The sequence below is a fragment of the Chromohalobacter beijerinckii genome, from assembly GCF_023061185.1.
Taxonomy (GTDB): Bacteria; Pseudomonadota; Gammaproteobacteria; order Pseudomonadales; family Halomonadaceae; genus Chromohalobacter; species Chromohalobacter beijerinckii.
The window spans coordinates 169,609-186,383 of the sequence record NZ_JAKGAK010000005.1 but is presented as its reverse complement, the minus strand read 5'-3'; the positions used below and the strand labels follow the sequence as shown (position 1 = coordinate 186,383).

11 protein-coding genes are annotated in these 16,775 nt (G+C 62.9%); 4 read left to right on the top strand and 7 right to left on the bottom strand.

Annotated features, from left to right (window positions below; genetic code table 11):
* Nucleotides 1-27 precede the first annotated feature (27 nt).
* Complete coding sequence (gene cra, locus L1075_RS06790) at nucleotides 28-1,041, bottom strand: catabolite repressor/activator (protein ID WP_246940988.1); 1,014 nt, start codon at nucleotides 1,039-1,041, stop codon at nucleotides 28-30.
* Nucleotides 1,042-1,356: 315 nt separating this feature from the next.
* On the opposite strand from cra, the gene ptsP reads away from it, so the two are divergent.
* From ptsP to fruA, 3 genes are read left to right on the top strand one after another with little or no spacing between them, the layout of a single operon-like run.
* Nucleotides 1,357-4,233, top strand: a complete 2,877-nt coding sequence (gene ptsP, locus L1075_RS06785) for a phosphoenolpyruvate--protein phosphotransferase (protein WP_246940985.1) — start codon at nucleotides 1,357-1,359, stop codon at nucleotides 4,231-4,233.
* Nucleotides 4,233-5,201 (top strand): 1-phosphofructokinase, encoded by a 969-nt coding sequence (gene pfkB / locus L1075_RS06780; RefSeq protein WP_246940983.1) that lies wholly within the window; start codon nucleotides 4,233-4,235, stop codon nucleotides 5,199-5,201. The genes ptsP and pfkB overlap by 1 nt, the downstream gene beginning before the upstream one ends.
* Nucleotides 5,198-6,979, top strand: a complete 1,782-nt coding sequence (fruA, locus tag L1075_RS06775; protein WP_246940980.1) for a PTS fructose transporter subunit IIBC — start codon at nucleotides 5,198-5,200, stop codon at nucleotides 6,977-6,979. Before pfkB ends, fruA begins: the two co-directional genes overlap by 4 nt.
* Before the next feature lie 172 nt (nucleotides 6,980-7,151).
* Here the strand turns inward: fruA and L1075_RS06770 are convergent, their stop codons facing one another.
* From L1075_RS06770 to otsB, 4 genes are all read right to left on the bottom strand, one after another.
* A complete protein-coding gene (locus L1075_RS06770; RefSeq protein ID WP_246894037.1) occupies nucleotides 7,152-9,206 on the bottom strand; it encodes a choline transporter in 2,055 nt (684 codons plus the stop codon).
* Between the two features lie 326 nt (nucleotides 9,207-9,532).
* Nucleotides 9,533-10,909 (bottom strand): alpha,alpha-trehalose-phosphate synthase (UDP-forming), encoded by a 1,377-nt coding sequence (locus L1075_RS06765; RefSeq protein ID WP_246940977.1) that lies wholly within the window; start codon nucleotides 10,907-10,909, stop codon nucleotides 9,533-9,535.
* Nucleotides 10,906-12,723, bottom strand: coding sequence for a glycoside hydrolase family 15 protein (locus L1075_RS06760; RefSeq protein ID WP_246940974.1), 1,818 nt, complete (start codon nucleotides 12,721-12,723; stop codon nucleotides 10,906-10,908). The genes L1075_RS06765 and L1075_RS06760 overlap by 4 nt, the downstream gene beginning before the upstream one ends.
* Entirely contained in the window at nucleotides 12,687-13,439 is a 753-nt protein-coding gene (gene otsB / locus L1075_RS06755) for a trehalose-phosphatase (RefSeq protein ID WP_246940971.1), read from the bottom strand. Before otsB ends, L1075_RS06760 begins: the two co-directional genes overlap by 37 nt.
* A gap of 236 nt (nucleotides 13,440-13,675) precedes the next feature.
* On the opposite strand from otsB, the gene L1075_RS06750 reads away from it, so the two are divergent.
* Nucleotides 13,676-15,454 carry an acyl-CoA dehydrogenase gene (locus L1075_RS06750; RefSeq protein ID WP_246940968.1) on the top strand — a complete coding sequence of 593 codons (1,779 nt, stop codon included), beginning with the start codon at nucleotides 13,676-13,678 and terminating at the stop codon, nucleotides 15,452-15,454.
* Nucleotides 15,455-15,464: 10 nt separating this feature from the next.
* On the opposite strand, the gene L1075_RS06745 is transcribed toward L1075_RS06750, so the two are convergent.
* Both L1075_RS06745 and L1075_RS06740 read right to left on the bottom strand, forming a co-directional pair.
* Entirely contained in the window at nucleotides 15,465-16,127 is a 663-nt protein-coding gene (locus tag L1075_RS06745; RefSeq protein ID WP_246940966.1) for a 2OG-Fe(II) oxygenase, read from the bottom strand.
* A 23-nt stretch (nucleotides 16,128-16,150) separates the two neighbouring features.
* Nucleotides 16,151-16,774 (bottom strand): CoA pyrophosphatase, encoded by a 624-nt coding sequence (locus L1075_RS06740; RefSeq protein ID WP_246940963.1) that lies wholly within the window; start codon nucleotides 16,772-16,774, stop codon nucleotides 16,151-16,153.
* Nucleotide 16,775 lies beyond the last annotated feature (1 nt).

Here is a 16,775-nt window from a genome sequence, read left to right as displayed (position 1 = left end):
TGTGCGAGCTTGGGCCAATGCCGCAGGTCAACCAATCGGTGCATGTGTCCGTTTGAGAGCTCGGCGATCGTGCAGCGAGCGTTCGATGATATCGATGCCGGGACGGTAATCGCCGCGCGCCGCCTGCATGGCCCGGTCGAGTGCCAACTCGGCGATGCGGTCGTGGTGCTGGGGCAACGAATTGACCGCCATCGGCAGGAAGTCGAGCAAGCGATCGTCGCCGAACGTGGCCAGACGCAGCTCTTCGGGTAGCCCCCCTTGTTCGAGCAGAACATCGAAGACGCCATCGAGCAGCACATAGGACGCAGTGACGAGAGCATCGGGAATGCCATGTTCGTCGATCAGCCGCCTCATGAGTGCCGCACCGGTAGCACGGTCGTAGCGCGCACCGCTGAGCAATATCGGGTCGTCGAGGGATGCCTCGCGAACCGTCTCCAGAAAGCCTGCCCGCCGTTCCACACTGATCGACAGCTCCGGCACTGCATCCAGCCAAGCGATGCGAGCGACCTCGGCGTCGAGCACCGAGCGCGTCAGAGCGCCGGCGGCCTGATGGTTGTTGCTGACCACACAGACCACGCGTTCAGGGTCTAGGGCGCGGTCGAGCGCAATGATCGGCAGACCACTCGCCATTAGGTCGGGATAGAACGGGTCATCCATGGCCAGGCTGCTGGCGACGATAAGGGCATCGCAGCGCTGGGCGCGCAAGGCACGCGCCAGCTCGCGTTCGGTGTCTGGATCATCGTCCGAGCCTGCGATCAGCAACTGATAGCCCAGCCGGCGCGCGCCATTTTCCAGACGCTTGGCCAGGCGGGCGTAACTGGTGTTTTCCAGGTCCGGCACGATGAAGCCCAGCGTGCGGCTCGCGCCCCGGCGCAGCGCCGCTGCCTGGGCATCGATACGGTAGTCATGCTTAGCAACCACGGCCATGACGTGCGCCACCGTCTCGGGGCGGATGCGCCGCTCGGCGGCCTGGCCGTTGATCACATAACTGGCCGTGGTACGCGAGACGCCCGCCAGTCGAGCGATTTCTGCGAGAGTCATGGATGTCTTCCTTGAATGAGCCGACGATACAAAAGCGCCTATTCTAGAGGCTGACACGCGGTCTTGCTTGTCCGCCCCTGCGAAGGTCTAGTCCCGTGCGGCTTGATAAATCGTGGTGAACGTTTCAGCATTGCCTTCAAGATAGCTGACACGATTCAGCCCGTCATCCGCAACCGCCGGATGGTTGGCATCCAATCGTCGGCATGTCCCGATTCAACGGTGCTTATTCCTCTATGCAGGAACCACGTCGGGCGTGATCGTTGGCCTTACCCGAGGAACGGACGGCTCCGTTCCGGCGGCATTCTGGAGATCTCCATGCTGACACTGACAAGCGAAGACGTTCTACTCGACCGGCACGCCGATGATTGGCGCGATGCCTTGAATCAGGCTGGCGAGGCCTTGGTCGAGGCCGGCCGTGTGGCGCCCGGTTACCGTGACGGCCTGCACGCGCGTGAGGCGCAGTCGTCGACCTACTTGGGCAATGGTATTGCCATTCCTCACGGCACTCCCGAGAGTCGCGAACACGTCAAGACCACCGGCGTGCGGGTACTGCAATTCCCGCAGGGCATAGAGTGGCACGATGGCCAGCGGGTGACGCTGCTGGTGACCATCGCCGCGCAGAGCGACGAGCATCTCGATATTCTGCGCCAGTTGACGCACGTGCTCGATCGCGACGGCGTGGCTGAGCGTCTGGCGGCTGCCGACACTCGTGAAGAGATCATTACGCTGTTGTCCAAGGCACCGGTCGAGGCGCGCCTGGATGCCGATACGCTGTGCCTGGGGTTCCCCGCGCGCGATCGCTTCGAGTTAGCGCTGGCCGCCGCGGCGCGGTTGCGTCAGGTGGGCAGCGTGGATAGCAGCTTCGTGGCCGAGATCAACACGCTGGAGCCGGTGGCGCTAGGCCAGGGATTATGGCTGGTGAGCAGTGCCCAGGGCGTCATCACGCCGACGCTGGGCGTGGCGACGCCGGAACAGGCTTTCTCGGGCCCCAAGGGGCCGGTCAATGCGGTCTTCTGTCTGGCGGCGCAAGGTGATGCGCATCGCGGTTTGCTCGAACGCCTGGGTAGCCTGCTGGATGCCGGCGACGGCGAGAGCCTCGCCGATGCCGACGCCACGACCCTGCTGGCGCGGCTGTCCGGTGAGTCCGCCGAAGCGGAGACTGCGCGCGCGACGGTACTCAATGCCCACGGGCTGCATGCGCGTCCGGCCAAACAACTGGTGCAGGTTGCCCGACGCCAAACCATGCCGGTCAAGGTGCGTCTGCTCGAGGGCAGTGCTGAGGCGGTCTCGGCGGCGAGTCTGACCAAGGTCATCGGATTGGGTGCGCGACGTGGCCAGACGCTGGTGTTCTCCGCCGAAGGGGATGGCGCCAGCGAGGCACTGGAAGCTCTTGTCGCGGCCGTCAGGGATGGCCTCGGTGAGCACGTGACACCTCTTCAGGAGGCGTCGTTCGAGGCGCCTGCCGACGAGGATGAGAGCCTCCCCGCGCCCTTGGAAGACGACGTCGCGCATCCCGCCGTGCCGGCATCGCCGGGGCTGGCCATCGCGCCGGCCTTCGTGATGCGCACGCCGAGATTCGAGTACCCCGAACGGGCCGACGGCCTCGACGACACTCGTCGCGGCGATAGCGCCGCGCAACTGGCCCGTCTCGATGCCGCGATCCGAGAAGCCGCTGAGCAACTTCGTGCCTTGGTGCGGACTGCTCAGGGCGGCGAGGTCGCCGAGATACTGTCGATGCACGAGGAAATGCTCGACGACCCCGAGCTGCGCGAAGCGGCACACGAGTCGCTGAATACCGGCATGAGCGCTGAGGCGGCGTGGTGGTCAGCCATCGACACCGCCGCCCGAGCACAGGAAAACCTCGCCGATCGTCTGCTTGCCGAGCGTGCCGCCGACCTGCGTGACGTCGGCCGCCGCGTGCTGGGGATTCTGTGCGGCGTGCGCCTGCCCACGCCGCCGGAAACGCCCTACGTGCTGGTCACCGACGATGTCGGCCCGTCCGACGTCGCGCGGCTGGATACCAGCAAGGTACGGGGTCTGGTCACTGCGCGTGGCGGCGCCACCTCGCACAGTGCGATTCTCGCCCGCGCGCTGGGTATTCCTGCCGTGGTGGGCGCTGGCGAACGCGTACTGACGCTGACCAATGACATTGATGTCATCGTCGATGGCGAGCGTGGCCGCGTGATTCCCGCACCCTCCGATGAGCGCCGGTCGCGTACCGAGCTGCGCTTGAAGGAGCACGAGATGCGCGAGCGTGAGGCCTATGCTGCGCGGCATGAGGAAGCGCGCACGCAGGATGGCCATCGTGTCGAAGTAGCCGCCAACCTGGGCAACACGGCTCACGCGGCGGATGCCGTCGAACGCGGCGCCGAGGGCGTGGGGCTGCTGCGTACCGAGTTCGTATTCATGGCGCACCCCGAAGCGCCGGATCTGGACACCCAGATCGCCGAATATCGCCAGGCCATCGACGCGCTCGACGGGCGCCCGCTGGTCGCCCGCACGCTGGATGTCGGCGGTGACAAGCCCTTGCCGTACTGGCCGCTGCCCCAAGAAGATAACCCTTTCCTCGGTTTGCGGGGCATTCGCTTGGCGCTGACCCGCCCCGAGGTGCTCGAGACGCAACTGCGTGCCCTGCTGACTGCCGCCGGCGATCGGCCGCTGCGGGTCATGTTCCCGATGGTCAAGGACATCGCCGAGTTCCGCGCCGCTCGCGAGATCTTCGATCGCGTGCAGGCCGAGGTGAAGGCTGGCGACGTGCAACTGGGGGTGATGATCGAGATCCCCTCGTGCGCGCTGTTGGCGCCGAGCCTGGCCGCCGAGGTGGATTTCTTCTCCATCGGCACCAACGACCTGACCCAGTACACCCTGGCCATCGACCGTGGCCATGCCGAGCTGTCGGCCCAGGCCGACGGCTTGCACCCGGCGGTGCTGGCGCTGATCCGCATGACCGTCGATGCGGCGCACGCCCAGGGCAAATGGGTGGGCGTGTGCGGCGAACTGGCCAGCGATGCCCAGGCGGTGGCCGTGCTGGTGGGGCTGGGCGTCGACGAGCTGTCGGTGTCGGCAAGGCAGGTGCCGATGGTCAAGGCGCGGCTGCGTGAGTTGACCCTCGCCACCGCGCGCCAGCACGCCGAGACGGCATTGCGTCAGGCGACCAGTGACGCCGTGCGCGAAGCGCTGGAGGCCCTCTGATGGCGCGCGTGCTGACATTGACCCTCAACCCGGCGCTGGACCTGGCGATTCGCTTGCCCGCGCTGACCCTGGGGGCGGTCAATCGTACCGATGCCACCCACCTCGAGGCGGCGGGTAAGGGCGTCAATGTTGCCCGTGTACTAGCGACGTTGGGTCATGAGGTGGCGGTCTCGGGCTTTCTGGGCGCCGACAACGATGGCGCCTTCGTGCGTGCCTTTGCCGATTGGGGGCTGGAGGATGCCTTCCTACGCCTGCCTGGAGAAACGCGCATCAATGCCAAGCTCGCCGAAGCCGAGGGCCGGGTCACCGATATCAATGGCCCCGGTCTTGAGATTGCGCACGATGATCTGACGGCGCTGTATGCCGCGCTCGAGGTACGAGTGGCGGACGCCGCGACACGCCCTGACGCGGTGGTGATCGCCGGCAGCTTGCCGCCAGGCGTAACCCCCGACGACTTGGCCGCCTTGATCGGCTGGTTGCGTGGGCATGAGCTGCCGGTCTGGGTGGATACCAGCGGTACGGCGTTGAACGCCGCGATTGTTGCTGTGCCCAGCGCCGTCAAACCCAACGAGACGGAATTGGCCGAGTGGGCGGGTGAGCCGCTGGAAGGCGCCGCGTCGCACCTGGCCGCCGCCATACGCTTGCATGCGTCAGGCATCGAGCACGCCCTGGTGTCGTTGGGCGACGAAGGCATGCTGTGGGTGGGGCCGCAAGGCAGCTGGCAGGCCATGCCGCCGCGCGTCGAAGTCGTCAGCACGGTGTGCGCTGGTGATACGTTGCTGGCGGCAATGCTGCATGGCCAATTGGCGGGCTTGCCTGCCGAGGACGCGTTGCGCCTGGCGAGTGGATTGTCCGCCGAGGCGGTGCGCCATGTCGGGGTCGGCGATTTGCATGCCCCGGACCTAGAGCAACTCCAACAAAACACGTGCGTGCATCGGCTTGACGATAACGCGAGGGAGGATTCATGAAAGCGATCCTGATCACGGCCTGCCCAAGTGGCGTGGCGACGACGTTTCTGGCTGCTCGACGCCTTGAGCAGGCCGCCCAGCGTCGCGGTTGGCAGGTCACAGTGGAAATGCATGGTGAGCTCGAGCCACCGCAGCCGGTGTCAGAGGCGGACGTGCGTGATGCCGAATTGGTGATCGTGGCCGCCGACCATGTGCCGGAGGCGTCGCGTTTCGCGGATAAGCGTTTGTTCCAAGCGCCCATCGCCGAAGCGCTGCCCGACCCGGATGCGTTCCTGTCACGGGCCGAGCGCGAGGCCGAACTCTTCGCTGGCGGTGACACAGCAACGCCGCAGGCGGCGCCCACGATCACCGCTGGGGGCGATGATGATCAAGGCCAACGTATCGTCGCGGTGACGGCATGCCCGACGGGGGTCGCGCATACCTTCATGGCGGCCGAGGCGCTGGAAGAGGCCGGGCGTGGCCTTGGGCATCATATCCGCGTCGAAACCCAGGGCTCGGTCGGGGCGCAGAATCAACTCAGCGAGGCGGAAATCGCTGAGGCCGATGTGGTGCTGCTGGCTTGCGATATCGAAGTCAACGACGAGCGCTTCGCGGGCAAGCGTATCTACCGCACATCGACGGGCAATGCGCTCAAGAAGGCTCGGCAGACTGTACAGGAAGCCCTCGCCGAAGCCGTCGTGGAGCGCCAGGGCGGTGCTGCTGGGTCAAGCGACAAAACTGCCGGCAAGGGCAAAAGCGTCAAGGACAAAGGGGTCTACAAGCACCTGCTCACCGGGGTTTCGTTCATGTTGCCGATGGTGGTCGCCGGTGGCTTGTGCATCGCCTTGTCGTTCGTGTTCGGTATCGAGGCCTTCAAGGAAGAGGGCACACTGGCCGCTGCCCTGATGCAGATCGGTGGCGATACCGCCTTTGCCTTGATGGTACCGGTCCTCGCGGGATATATCGCCTATTCCATCGCCGACCGGCCGGGGATCGCGCCGGGCATGATCGGCGGCATGCTCGCCAGCAACATTGGTGCGGGCTTCATCGGGGGGATCCTCGCCGGCTTTCTCGCGGGGTATGCGGCGAAGGCAATCACACGCTATCTCAAGCTGCCGGCGAGCGTGGAGTCACTCAAGCCCATCCTGATCATCCCCTTGCTGGCGAGCTTGTTTACCGGTCTGGTGATGATCTATGTGATCGGCACGCCAGTGGCGGGGCTGCTTGATGCGTTGACCAATTTCCTCGACAGCATGGGCTCGACCAATGCCGTGCTGCTGGGCCTGCTGCTCGGCGGGATGATGTGCGTCGACATGGGCGGGCCGGTCAACAAGGCGGCGTATACCTTTGGTGTGGGGCTGCTGTCGAGCGAGACCTATGCGCCGATGGCGGCCATCATGGCGGCGGGGATGGTGCCGCCACTGGCGATGGGGATCGCTAGCATGCTGGCCAAGCGCAAGTTCGATACGACCGAGCGCGAGGGGGGCAAGGCGGCCTTCGTGTTGGGGCTTTGCTTCATTACCGAAGGCGCGATCCCCTTCGCCGCCAAAGACCCGCTGCGTGTGTTGCCGGTATGCATCGTCGGCGGTGCCGTGACCGGGGCCATGTCGATGTATTTCGGTATTCAGTTGATGGCACCGCATGGTGGGCTCTTCGTGTTGCTGATTCCCCACGCGGTCAACCTGGCGCTGCTGTATCTCTTGTCCATCGCGGTGGGCGCGGTGATCGCCGGGGTGGCGTATGCCGTCATCAAACCGGGTGCCTCTGCCATGCCGGTCGAAGAGAAAGTGGCATCTTGATATGCCGCTTGCCAGAGCGCCCGCCGCCGAGGGCGCTCCTTTTTTTCTGGGGGGAGACAGGGTTGCGTGCCCATGAGCGTTGGCACTGAATCGTCACCAATAGGATCGTCGCAATAAAAAGGGGCGCATCTGGCGATGCGCCCCTAATGGCTCGGTGTGGTAGTTGCCTAGATCATGCCGACGGTTGCTCAGTGCTGTCGGGCATGGCCACGGTCCCCGGCGCTTGCCGGTTCATGTGCAAGAAGTGGAGGTGACGTTCGTACTGATCGAGAATGTCTTCGATCACCTGCCCTTTGTTGTAGCCCATCAGGTCGTAGCCCTGACTGCCCTCGAGCAGATAGACCTCTAGGCGATAATAATAGGCATTATCCTGTTGGGCGCGAAGTGCGAACGAGGGGGTGGCGAAACGGCGCGGCCAGATCTGATAGGTGAAGTTCTGCTCGTCGCCGAGGCTTACATTGAGTGCAAGATGCGCTTCGTCGCCTTCCTTCTCGTCGACCTCGACATTGACGCCTTCCTGGCCGATGGCCTGACTGACTTCCTGCATGGCTGGCTTGGCCACTTCATCGAGGAAGCGCCGCGCCTGCTTGTCACCCGGGAAACTCATCGCTCGGCTGAGGCGCTGGCGCCAACCGCGCGGCGCGCGCTCGCCGCCACCGGTGCGGCTGGAAAGGTGCCCGGCGAGGCTGGAGCGATGGCTGTCCTCTTTGAGACCTTCCACACGCAGCGCCTTGAGCAAGCCCGCCATCATAAAGAACAGCACGATAGAGAAGGGCAGGCCGGTGATGACCACCACGCTCTGTAGGGCCGACAAGCCACCGGCCATGAGTAGCGCCAGTGTCAGCAGGCCAATCACGCAGGCCCACAGAATGCGCATCCAGATCGGTGCGTCGCTGTTCACGTCCTTGAGCTTGGAAGTGAAGTTGGACAGTACCAATGCCCCGGAGTCGCCTGACGTGACGAAGAAAACGATGGCAAGAATGGTCGTGACCAGCGTGGTAATTCCGGTCAGCGGCAAGGATTCGAGGAACAGATAGATGGACGAAGCCGGCGTGTTCATCGCCGCATCCCCGAAATCTGTGGCCCCGTTCATGACCATGTCGATGGCGCTGTTCCCCATGATCGACATCCACGCCATCATGAAGACCAGTGGCAGAATGAGCGTGCCGGCCACGAATTCACGAATCGTGCGGCCGCGCGAGATACGTGCCAGGAAAAGACCCACGAAAGGCCCCCAGGCAATCCACCAGGCCCAGAAAAACAGGGTCCAGCCATTGAGCCAAGCAGAGGGCGGATCGAAGGCGTAGGTATTCATCGAGAGGCTGATGAAGTCGGAAAAGTAGTCGCCGACGTTGAGCACCAGCACGTTGAGCAGGAACAAGGTCTTGCCGCTGAAGAGTACGAACAGCAACAGCAACAGGGCCAGCAGCATGTTGAACTCGGATAGGCGGCGAATGCCTTTCTCTACCCCGGTGACGGCGGACACCGTGGCGAAGAATACGATCATGATCACCAACGCCGCTTGCACCAGGGTATTCTCGGGAATCGAGAACATGTAGCTGAGGCCGAAGTTGAGCTGGATGACCCCGATTCCCAGGCTGGTAGCGATACCGAAGACCGTGCCCAGCACCGCGGCGATATCCACGGTATGCCCAATGGGACCATGGATTTTCTTGCCGAAGATGGGATAGAGCGCGCTGCGGATGGTCAGCGGCAGATTATGCCGGTAGCTGAAGAACGCTAGCGACATGCCCACCAACGTGTAAATGCCCCATCCGGAAAGTCCCCAGTGAAGGAACGTTAGCTGCATGGCGTGCCGCGCGGCTTCTATCGTGTTGCCTTCACCTTCGGGAGGCGTTAGGAACTGGGTTACCGGTTCGGCGATACAGAAAAACAACAGGTCGATGCCGATCCCTGCCGAGAACAACATCGCCGCCCAGGAGGCCATGTTGAAGTCGGGCTTGGAGTGATCGGGCCCCAACTTGATCTTGCCGAAACGTGACAGGCCAATGCCGATCACGAACACTAAGTAGGCAACCACGGCGAGGAAGTAATACCAACCGAAGGTGTTGGAAATCCAGCCCAGAATGGCGTTGATGATGCCGCTGGCCGAGTCGGTGAAAAACATCGTCCAGAGCGCGAAGAGCACGATGCCAATCACCGAACCGTAGAAGACCACCGGATTGAGGCGGTCGCGGCTGACGTCGTCGGTGTGTTGTGGATGCATGAGCAATCCTCTAGTTGTGTAAGCACGACGGTAGCGAGACGAGAGGCGCGTTCTTTTACTAGGGCCGAGTCAAGATGTGGTCTGGCCGCGCGCCGCCGTCGTGAACACGACCTACCCATGCGAGCTCCTTGGCAGCGGATCTCTGGCCGCTGCCGAGATGTTCGCGGGAGACGTGACTGTCTTGGTTGCGTGTCACGCTCCGTTGGAGGCATGCGTCACGTAGCTACCGATGGAATGAAATCATATTTTTATTAATTGATTGTTCAATCAAAATACGTGGTTATGCATCGCCTTTCAACCGTTAGGCGAAATCTAAGCGGCGGATTTCAACCCGATACGGCATACCCGAGATCGTCCAAGAAACGCTGCCACCAGCGCGTCAGGTCATTGCAGCGGACGCTAGCCAGCATGCTGGCATGGCGTTGGCAACGCTCTTCGTATGGCATCTGCAGTGCTTGATCGAGCGCTTCTGCGATGGCATGCGGGTCGTAGGGGTTGACCAGCAAGGCGCCCTCGAGCTCATGCGCGGCGCCGGCGAGTTCACTGAGCACCAGCGCGCCGGGGTTGCGGCTGTCCTGGGCCGCGACGAATTCCTTGCATACTAGGTTCATGCCATCGCGCAGCGGTGTGACAAGGCCCACCTGGGCGGCGCGAAAGAGTCCCATGAGGGCGGTGCGCGGATACGTCTTGTTGATGTAATGCACTGGCACCCAATCGAGATCGGAATGCAAGCCATTGATGTGGCCGGCCTGGGATTCGAGCTGCTGGCGCAGGTCGTCGTATTCGGTGATGGCGCTTCGTGAGGGGCTCGCGATTTGCGTATAGAGTACGTGGCGCCGGTAGTGGGGATAGTCGTCGAGCAGATGCTCGAAAGCGAGCATGCGTTCGCCAAGTCCCTTGGAATAGTCGAGCCGGTCGGCGCCGGCGATCAGCGCACAGCCTCCCAACGAGGCACGTAGCTGACGGACGGTTTGTTTGGTTTCGCTATGCTGTGCCTCGCGTTGCAGTGTGTCGACATCGATGCCCACGGGGTAGATGCCAAGTTTCAGGCGTCGGTCGCCGTAGCGCAGCACATTATCGCTGCGCTTGGCCCCGAGGATGCGGATTGCGGCATGGCAGAAGGTTTCGAGGTCTTGGGGCGTCTGGAATCCCAGCAAGTCATAAGCGAAGAAGCTTGCCAACAAGTCGCGATGTCCGGGTATACAGCGCAATAGCTCGGCGCTGGGAAAGGGAATGTGCAGAAAAAACCCCATCAGGGCATGACTCCCCTGGCGACGCAAGGCTTCACCGAGAGGAATAAGGTGGTAGTCGTGTACCCAGATGAGCTCATCGCCGGTGAGCAGCGTGCTGAGTTTTTCGGCGAAATGCAGGTTGGTCGCGTAGTAGACCTCGGCCTGGCGGCGTTGGAACTTCATGGCGCCCAGATTGAAGTGGAAGATTGGCCACAGTACTTCGTTGGAAAAACCCAAGTAATAGTCATCGTGCTGCTCCGCATTCAGCGGCAAGGTGGCGTAGGTAATACCATTGCGGCATGTCTGCGTCGGTTGTAGCGAGGTGTCATGGCTAATCTCTCCATTCCAGCCGAACCACATGCCCCCATGGCGGGCGAGGGCGCTATTGAGCGCCATCGCCAAGCCCCCTGCCTGGGAGCGTCCGGCCTCGGGGATCGACACCCGGTTGGAGACCACGACAAGGTCTTTCATAGCGCTTCCTCCCAGCTCTTGCTGAGGTGCAGCGCCGAGTTGATCAGCCCCACCATGCTGTAGGTTTGCGGGAAGTTGCCCCATAGCTGGTGACTGTCGGGGTCGAGGTCCTCGGAGAGTAGCCCCACCTTGTTGCGACATGCCAGAAGCCCCTCGAACAGGCGCCTGGCTTCGGTGTGATCGCCGATCGCCCAGAGCGCGTCGATATACCAGAACGTGCAGATGTTGAAGGCATTTTCGGGCGCCCCGAAATCGTCGTCAGCGACGTAGCGAAAGAGGTGATCGCCACGCCGCAGGTGTCCGCCAATGGCCTTGACGGTGGCGACGAAGCGCGGGTCGTCGGCGGGCAAAAAGCCCAGCTCGTTGATGAGCAACAGGCTGGCATCCAGGCCTTCGCCGCCGAAGCTCTCGGCGAAGAAGTCTTGCGTCTCGTTCCAGGACTCGGTGCAGATGGTGCGGTGCATGGTGTCTGCGGTGTCGCGCCAGTGCCGTGCGGCGCTGTCCAGATCGAGTTGCGCGGCGATCTTGGCTAGCCGATCGCAGGCCGCCCAGCACATGATGGCCGAGTAGGTATGTACGCGCGCGCGGCCGCGATATTCCCAGATACTGGCATCGGGTTGGTCGTAACATTCAGCGGCCAAGTGGCCCAAGGGCTCGAGGCGACGGAACAGGGTCTCGTTGCCGACCTCCTCGAGGCGCTGATCGAAGAAAACTTGGTTGGCAGCCAGGACGACGGCGCCGTAGACATCATGCTGATTCTGCAGATAGGCCGCGTTGCCCACACGCACCGGCCCCATGCCGTGATACCCGGCGAGCGTCTCGAGGCTGTGCTCGTCCAGGACCGTCTCGCCGCCGATGCCATAAAGCGGCTGTAACTGATGACGATGGGTGCCGACGACGAGGTCGATGATGTAGTGCAGGAAGTTTTCCATCGTCCCGGTCGCGCCGAGCCGGTTGAGTGCATGCACCACGAAATATGAATCGCGCAGCCAGCAATAGCGGTAATCCCAATTGCGCTGGGTGTTCGCCGCTTCGGGAATCGAGGTGGTCATGGCCGCGACCACGGCCCCAGTATCGTCGAAGGTGCTGAGTTTCAGCGTGATGGCGGCGCGAATCACGGCGTCCTGCCATTCGAAGGGCACGGCCAGCCGGCTGACCCAGTCGTGCCAATAGCGGCGCGTCTCTTCCCAATAGTGGTTGTAGAGCCGCGCGGGGGTGGTGGTCAGGCTCTCGTCGGGCCCGATGATGAAATGCAACGGGCGATCCAGGGCGTGGGCAGATTCCTGCAGTAAGTGGGTGATCGAGGCATCGGTAGTTAGGCGCACCACCCCGTCTTGGCACAGATAGCGGATGTGGTGGCTACCGTGAGTCGTATCGGGCGACGTACCGTCGTAGCCCTGCACCGGACGCAGACGTGTGCGGATGACCGGAGTGCCGGCGATGCGCTCTACGCGCCGACACAGCCCGGTGGGATGAAATTCTCGCCCGAACTGCAAGAAGCGAGGACAGAAGTCGGTGATGCGGACCTTTCCGCCCTCGGCATCCTCGATCTCCGTGCACAGAATGGCGGTGTTACGGACATAGTATTGATGGCTGGCGACACGGTTTTCGACATCGATGGCGAAATAACCGCGATCCTGCGTATCCACCAGGCGCGAAAACATCGGTGCGCTATCCAGGCGTGGAAAACAGAACCAGACGATACGCGATTGATCATCGATCAAGCCGCTGACTTGGCAGTTGCCCACCACACCCAACTCGAGTGTCGGATCTTGCGTTAGGGTGGCATGCTCCTTGTCTGATGTTCCAACCATGATAAAACCTCCTCAATGCTATCCAGGCGATACGTGGCTTGACTCTGCGCGGCTTCACCGACGCGCACGGAGAAGCCGCCGCGAGCATTGACGACGGGAAAGGCGTCCTCGTCCGTGCGGTCGTCGCCAATGAACAGCGGGATGCGCCGCCGAAAGGGTGGCGCGTCGAGCAGTCGCTGCACGGCGCGTCCCTTATGACAAGTATGATGACGAAGTTCCAGCAGGCACTTGCCCTCGGTGAGTTGGTAGGTGTCGCGGTAGGCATGCCAAAGGCGTGTCATCGTATCTCGGCAGGCCCGTTCGTGCTGCGGCGCCTGACGGTAGTGGAGAGTGAAGGCGTATGTTTTGTCCTCGAATACGGTGCCGGGATGTTGTTGTGTGAATTCGGCCAGGAAAGCACCCAGATACGCCACGGCCTCGGGTTCGAGCCGCTCGGCGTGTCGGGTGCCATCGCTATCGCGCCTCTGTGCGCCATGGCATCCTACGAGAGTTAGCGGCAGGGGCGCCGTCAGGCGCTCCAAGTCGGCCAGGCGACGGCCACTGATGACGGCTAGGGCGCCCTTGAGCTGGGTCTGCAGTTTGCTCAGCAAACTGCGCTGGCGGTGTGGCAGCGTAACGGCATCCGGATGCGATGCAATGGGCACCAATGTGCCATCGAAATCGAGAAACAGTGCGATATTGGAAAAAGCAAGGGCCGACGGTAGTGGCGTCTGCATGCCGATATCGGTCTCAGTATTTACAATCAATGCCTTTAAGCGTTGGTCATGCAAGGAAAAATTGCAAGCGGACCCCAACGCCTGGCTGCTAATGGATGGCCTGAACGGGCATGGTCTTGCGGCTCCTGCACCGTTCGGCTAATGGCCCGTCGCGCCCGGCGCCTCTATGATCACGCCATGCAGTCCAATTAACACATACGTTTGAATGATAGACGTCTGAATGATGAAGGTGAGTCATGTCTTCCTATGCTGCGCCGTTACGTGATCTTCGTTTCGTGCTCGAAGAATTGCTCGAGCACCGCTCGCTCCGCCTGCCTGAGTATCAAGAGCTTTCCGGGGAACTGGTCACTGCCATCATCGAGGAGGCTGCGCGCCTGGCGGGCGAGGTATGGGCGCCGCTCAATCGCCGTGGCGATGAACAAGGGTGCCGTCTTGAGAATGGCGAAGTACATACGCCGATGGGCTTCGCCGAGGCTTATCGCGCCTTCGCCGAGGGCGGGTGGAACGGCATCGGTAGCGATCCCGCTCATGGCGGGCAAGGCCTGCCGGAGGTCGTCGCCAGCGCGGTGCAAGAAATGTGGCATTCCGCCAACATGGCGCTGGCACTGTGCCCGCTGTTGACGGCGGGGGCCGTCGAAGCACTGGCTCAGCATGGTAGCGAGGAACTCAAGTCGCGCTACCTGGAGAAGCTGATCAGTGGCGAGTGGACGGGCACCATGAACCTCACCGAGCCGCAGGCCGGCTCGGACTTGTCGATGGTACGCACGCGGGCAGTGCCGGAGGATGCACACTATCGGCTGAACGGTCAGAAGATCTTCATTACCTGGGGCGAGCATGACTGCGCCGACAACATCATCCACCTGGTTCTCGCCCGCCTGCCGGATGCCGCCGAGGGCAATCGCGGTATATCGCTGTTTCTGGTGCCCAAGTTCCTGGTCGATGAACAGGGCCGCCTGGGCGCGCGCAATGACGTGAGTTGCGTGTCGTTGGAGCACAAGCTGGGTATTCACGGCTCGCCGACCTGCGTCCTCAGCTTCGGCGAGCACGAGGGTGCCATCGGTTATCTGGTCGGCGAACCCGGCCGTGGGCTTCAGCATATGTTCACGATGATGAACGCGGCGCGCCACAAGGTCGGCATTCAAGGCATTGGCGTGGCCGAGCGGGCCTATCAGCAAGCACGTGCGTATGCCGCGGAGCGAGTGCAAGGTCGCACGCCCGAATCGCGCGGTGGCCGATCCGCCGTGCTCAGCGAACATTACGACGTGCGCCGCATGCTGCTGTCGATGCGCGCGCGCCTGGAGGGCCTGAGAGCCCTGGCTTTGCTCTCGGCCAGCGAGATGGATCGTGCCCGCCATGCGCCCACGGTGGACGAACGGCAACGCGCCCAACAGCGAGTCGATCTCTACACGCCGGTGGTCAAAGCCTTTTCCACCGACCAGGCAGTGGATATTGCCTCGCTGGGCATTCAGGTACACGGTGGCGCGGGGTTCATCGAAGAGACTGGCGCCGCGCAGCATCTACGCGATGCACGCATCGCGCCGATCTACGAAGGCACCAACGGCATTCAAGCGCTCGACCTTGCCGGTCGGAAGATTCACCGCGACGGCGGTGCCGCCTTGGGTGACGTGCTTGACGAGGTCGCCGCTTGCGCCGATGCGCTCACAGCTGATGCTAAACTCGCTGACTTGGGGGTGTCGCTGCATCAGGGTGTGGTGGACCTACGTCGGGCGATGGTCATCGTGCTGGCACGGGGCGACGATGCCGAGCGCGGCCCCGACGCGCTCCAGGCGCTGGCGACGCCGCTGCTGGCGTTGACCGGGCATGTGCTATGCGCCTGGCAGATGGGGCGTGCGGCGCTGATCGCGCAGGCGGCGTTGATAACCGGTAATGACGATGCCTTCTATCGAGCCAAGTTGGCCAGCGCGGACTTCGTACTGCGTCAGTGGCTGCCCATCGGGCGGGCGCAGTTGGCCGTGATCGAGGCCAATCCTGGCGTGCTCGACGAAGCGTGGTGATGCGGCGTCTTCAGCGGGCCGGATCGACGGTGCCGCCCAGCGAGGCGTTGCGGCGGAACCAGCCGGCGATGCTGGTGCGTGGAGCCTGGGTCGGCAGCACCTCGTGGGGGAGGCGGTCGGCGAGAAAACACACGAAGGTCCCGAGTTCGGGGCGTATGCGCGCAATTTCACGGTCGGGGTCATCGGGGTCGAACAACGCCATCTCGCCGCCGTGCGAGGTCGTCCACGCGGAATTGAGGTACAGCACGGTCGAGACGATACGGTTGCTGCGGCCGCGAAAGCTGTCGAGATGCTTCTTGTAAAAGGCGCCGGGCGGGTACAAGGCAAAGTGCGCCTCGAACTCGAAAAGCCCCAGGTAGAGTGCGCGATTGATGGCCTGCTTCAAGAATGTCATTACTGCCAGGTATTGGCGCTGGGCTCGGCTTTCGCGATCCAGCCAATGAATGGCATCGCCACGAACATCGCGTTTGATACGGTGCGCCTGGCCACGGCCGATGCCGGCTTCGTCGAGCTGCGATTGTGTCTTCAGCGTCTGCAATTCCGCCTGCAAGCTGTGGCATAGCGCGGTATCGATGAAGCGTTCGCCGACGAACCAGCCCTGCGCGACCAACGCATCCAGCAGTCGGGGTAACGCGGCCTTGTCGAGGTAGTCGGCGGGGTCATGTCGCGACATGCGAATAGGCTCCGGTGCAGTTTTCAAGACCGTGGCGGGGATGGTGCGGGCAGATGACGCAACGGACTACCGAGGGGCGCACGGTCGAGACTGATGGGGCGCGCGAAACCCACCGCCAGCAGTTCGACCAGCATCATCGCCGACAGCCCCCATATTACATGATCGGCGTAGGCATAGCTGGGCACATAATACGTGTGCTCACCGTGACGGATGACGTCCGTGTGGCTGCGGCGATCCTCGAGGAACCACGTCAGCGGCACCTCGAAAATGGTATCCAGCTCATTATGGTCCGGCCTCAGGGGAAGGTCGGGAGGGATCAGGCCGACGAACGGCGTCACGCAGATGCCGTGGCGCGAGATGACATCGCTCAACCGGCCGAGACACGTGACATGAGAAGGCGGTAGGGCGATTTCCTCGTGGGCTTCTCTCAAGGCCGTGGCCCATAGGTCGGCATCTTCGAGCTCGGCCTTACCGCCGGGAAACGCGACTTGTCCACCGTGTTGCGCGAGGTGGCCGGCACGGCGCGTCAGCACGAGCGTGGGCTCGCGGCGCTCGACGATCGCGAGCAGCACAGCGGCCCTCGGCAGATCGGCGTTCAAATGGCGCGGATGGTGTGCTTGCAGGCGTTCACGCAGTGTCTCTAACATG

Bases quoted from the DNA above. Each gene is read 5' to 3' on its own strand.
- cra (WP_246940988.1), bottom strand. From the start codon at position 1,041: ATGACTCTCGCAGAAATCGCTCGACTGGCGGGCGTCTCGCGTACCACG.
- L1075_RS06760 (WP_246940974.1), bottom strand. From the start codon at position 12,723: ATGGTTGGAACATCAGACAAGGAGCATGCCACCCTAACGCAAGATCCG.
- L1075_RS06770 (WP_246894037.1), bottom strand. From the start codon at position 9,206: ATGCATCCACAACACACCGACGACGTCAGCCGCGACCGCCTCAATCCG.
- L1075_RS06745 (WP_246940966.1), bottom strand. From the start codon at position 16,127: ATGTCGCGACATGACCCCGCCGACTACCTCGACAAGGCCGCGTTACCC.
- fruA (WP_246940980.1), top strand. From the start codon at position 5,198: ATGAAAGCGATCCTGATCACGGCCTGCCCAAGTGGCGTGGCGACGACG.
- otsB (WP_246940971.1), bottom strand. From the start codon at position 13,439: ATGCAGACGCCACTACCGTCGGCCCTTGCTTTTTCCAATATCGCACTG.
- L1075_RS06740 (WP_246940963.1), bottom strand. From the start codon at position 16,774: ATGTTAGAGACACTGCGTGAACGCCTGCAAGCACACCATCCGCGCCAT.
- pfkB (WP_246940983.1), top strand. From the start codon at position 4,233: ATGGCGCGCGTGCTGACATTGACCCTCAACCCGGCGCTGGACCTGGCG.
- L1075_RS06750 (WP_246940968.1), top strand. From the start codon at position 13,676: ATGTCTTCCTATGCTGCGCCGTTACGTGATCTTCGTTTCGTGCTCGAA.
- L1075_RS06765 (WP_246940977.1), bottom strand. From the start codon at position 10,909: ATGAAAGACCTTGTCGTGGTCTCCAACCGGGTGTCGATCCCCGAGGCC.
- ptsP (WP_246940985.1), top strand. From the start codon at position 1,357: ATGCTGACACTGACAAGCGAAGACGTTCTACTCGACCGGCACGCCGAT.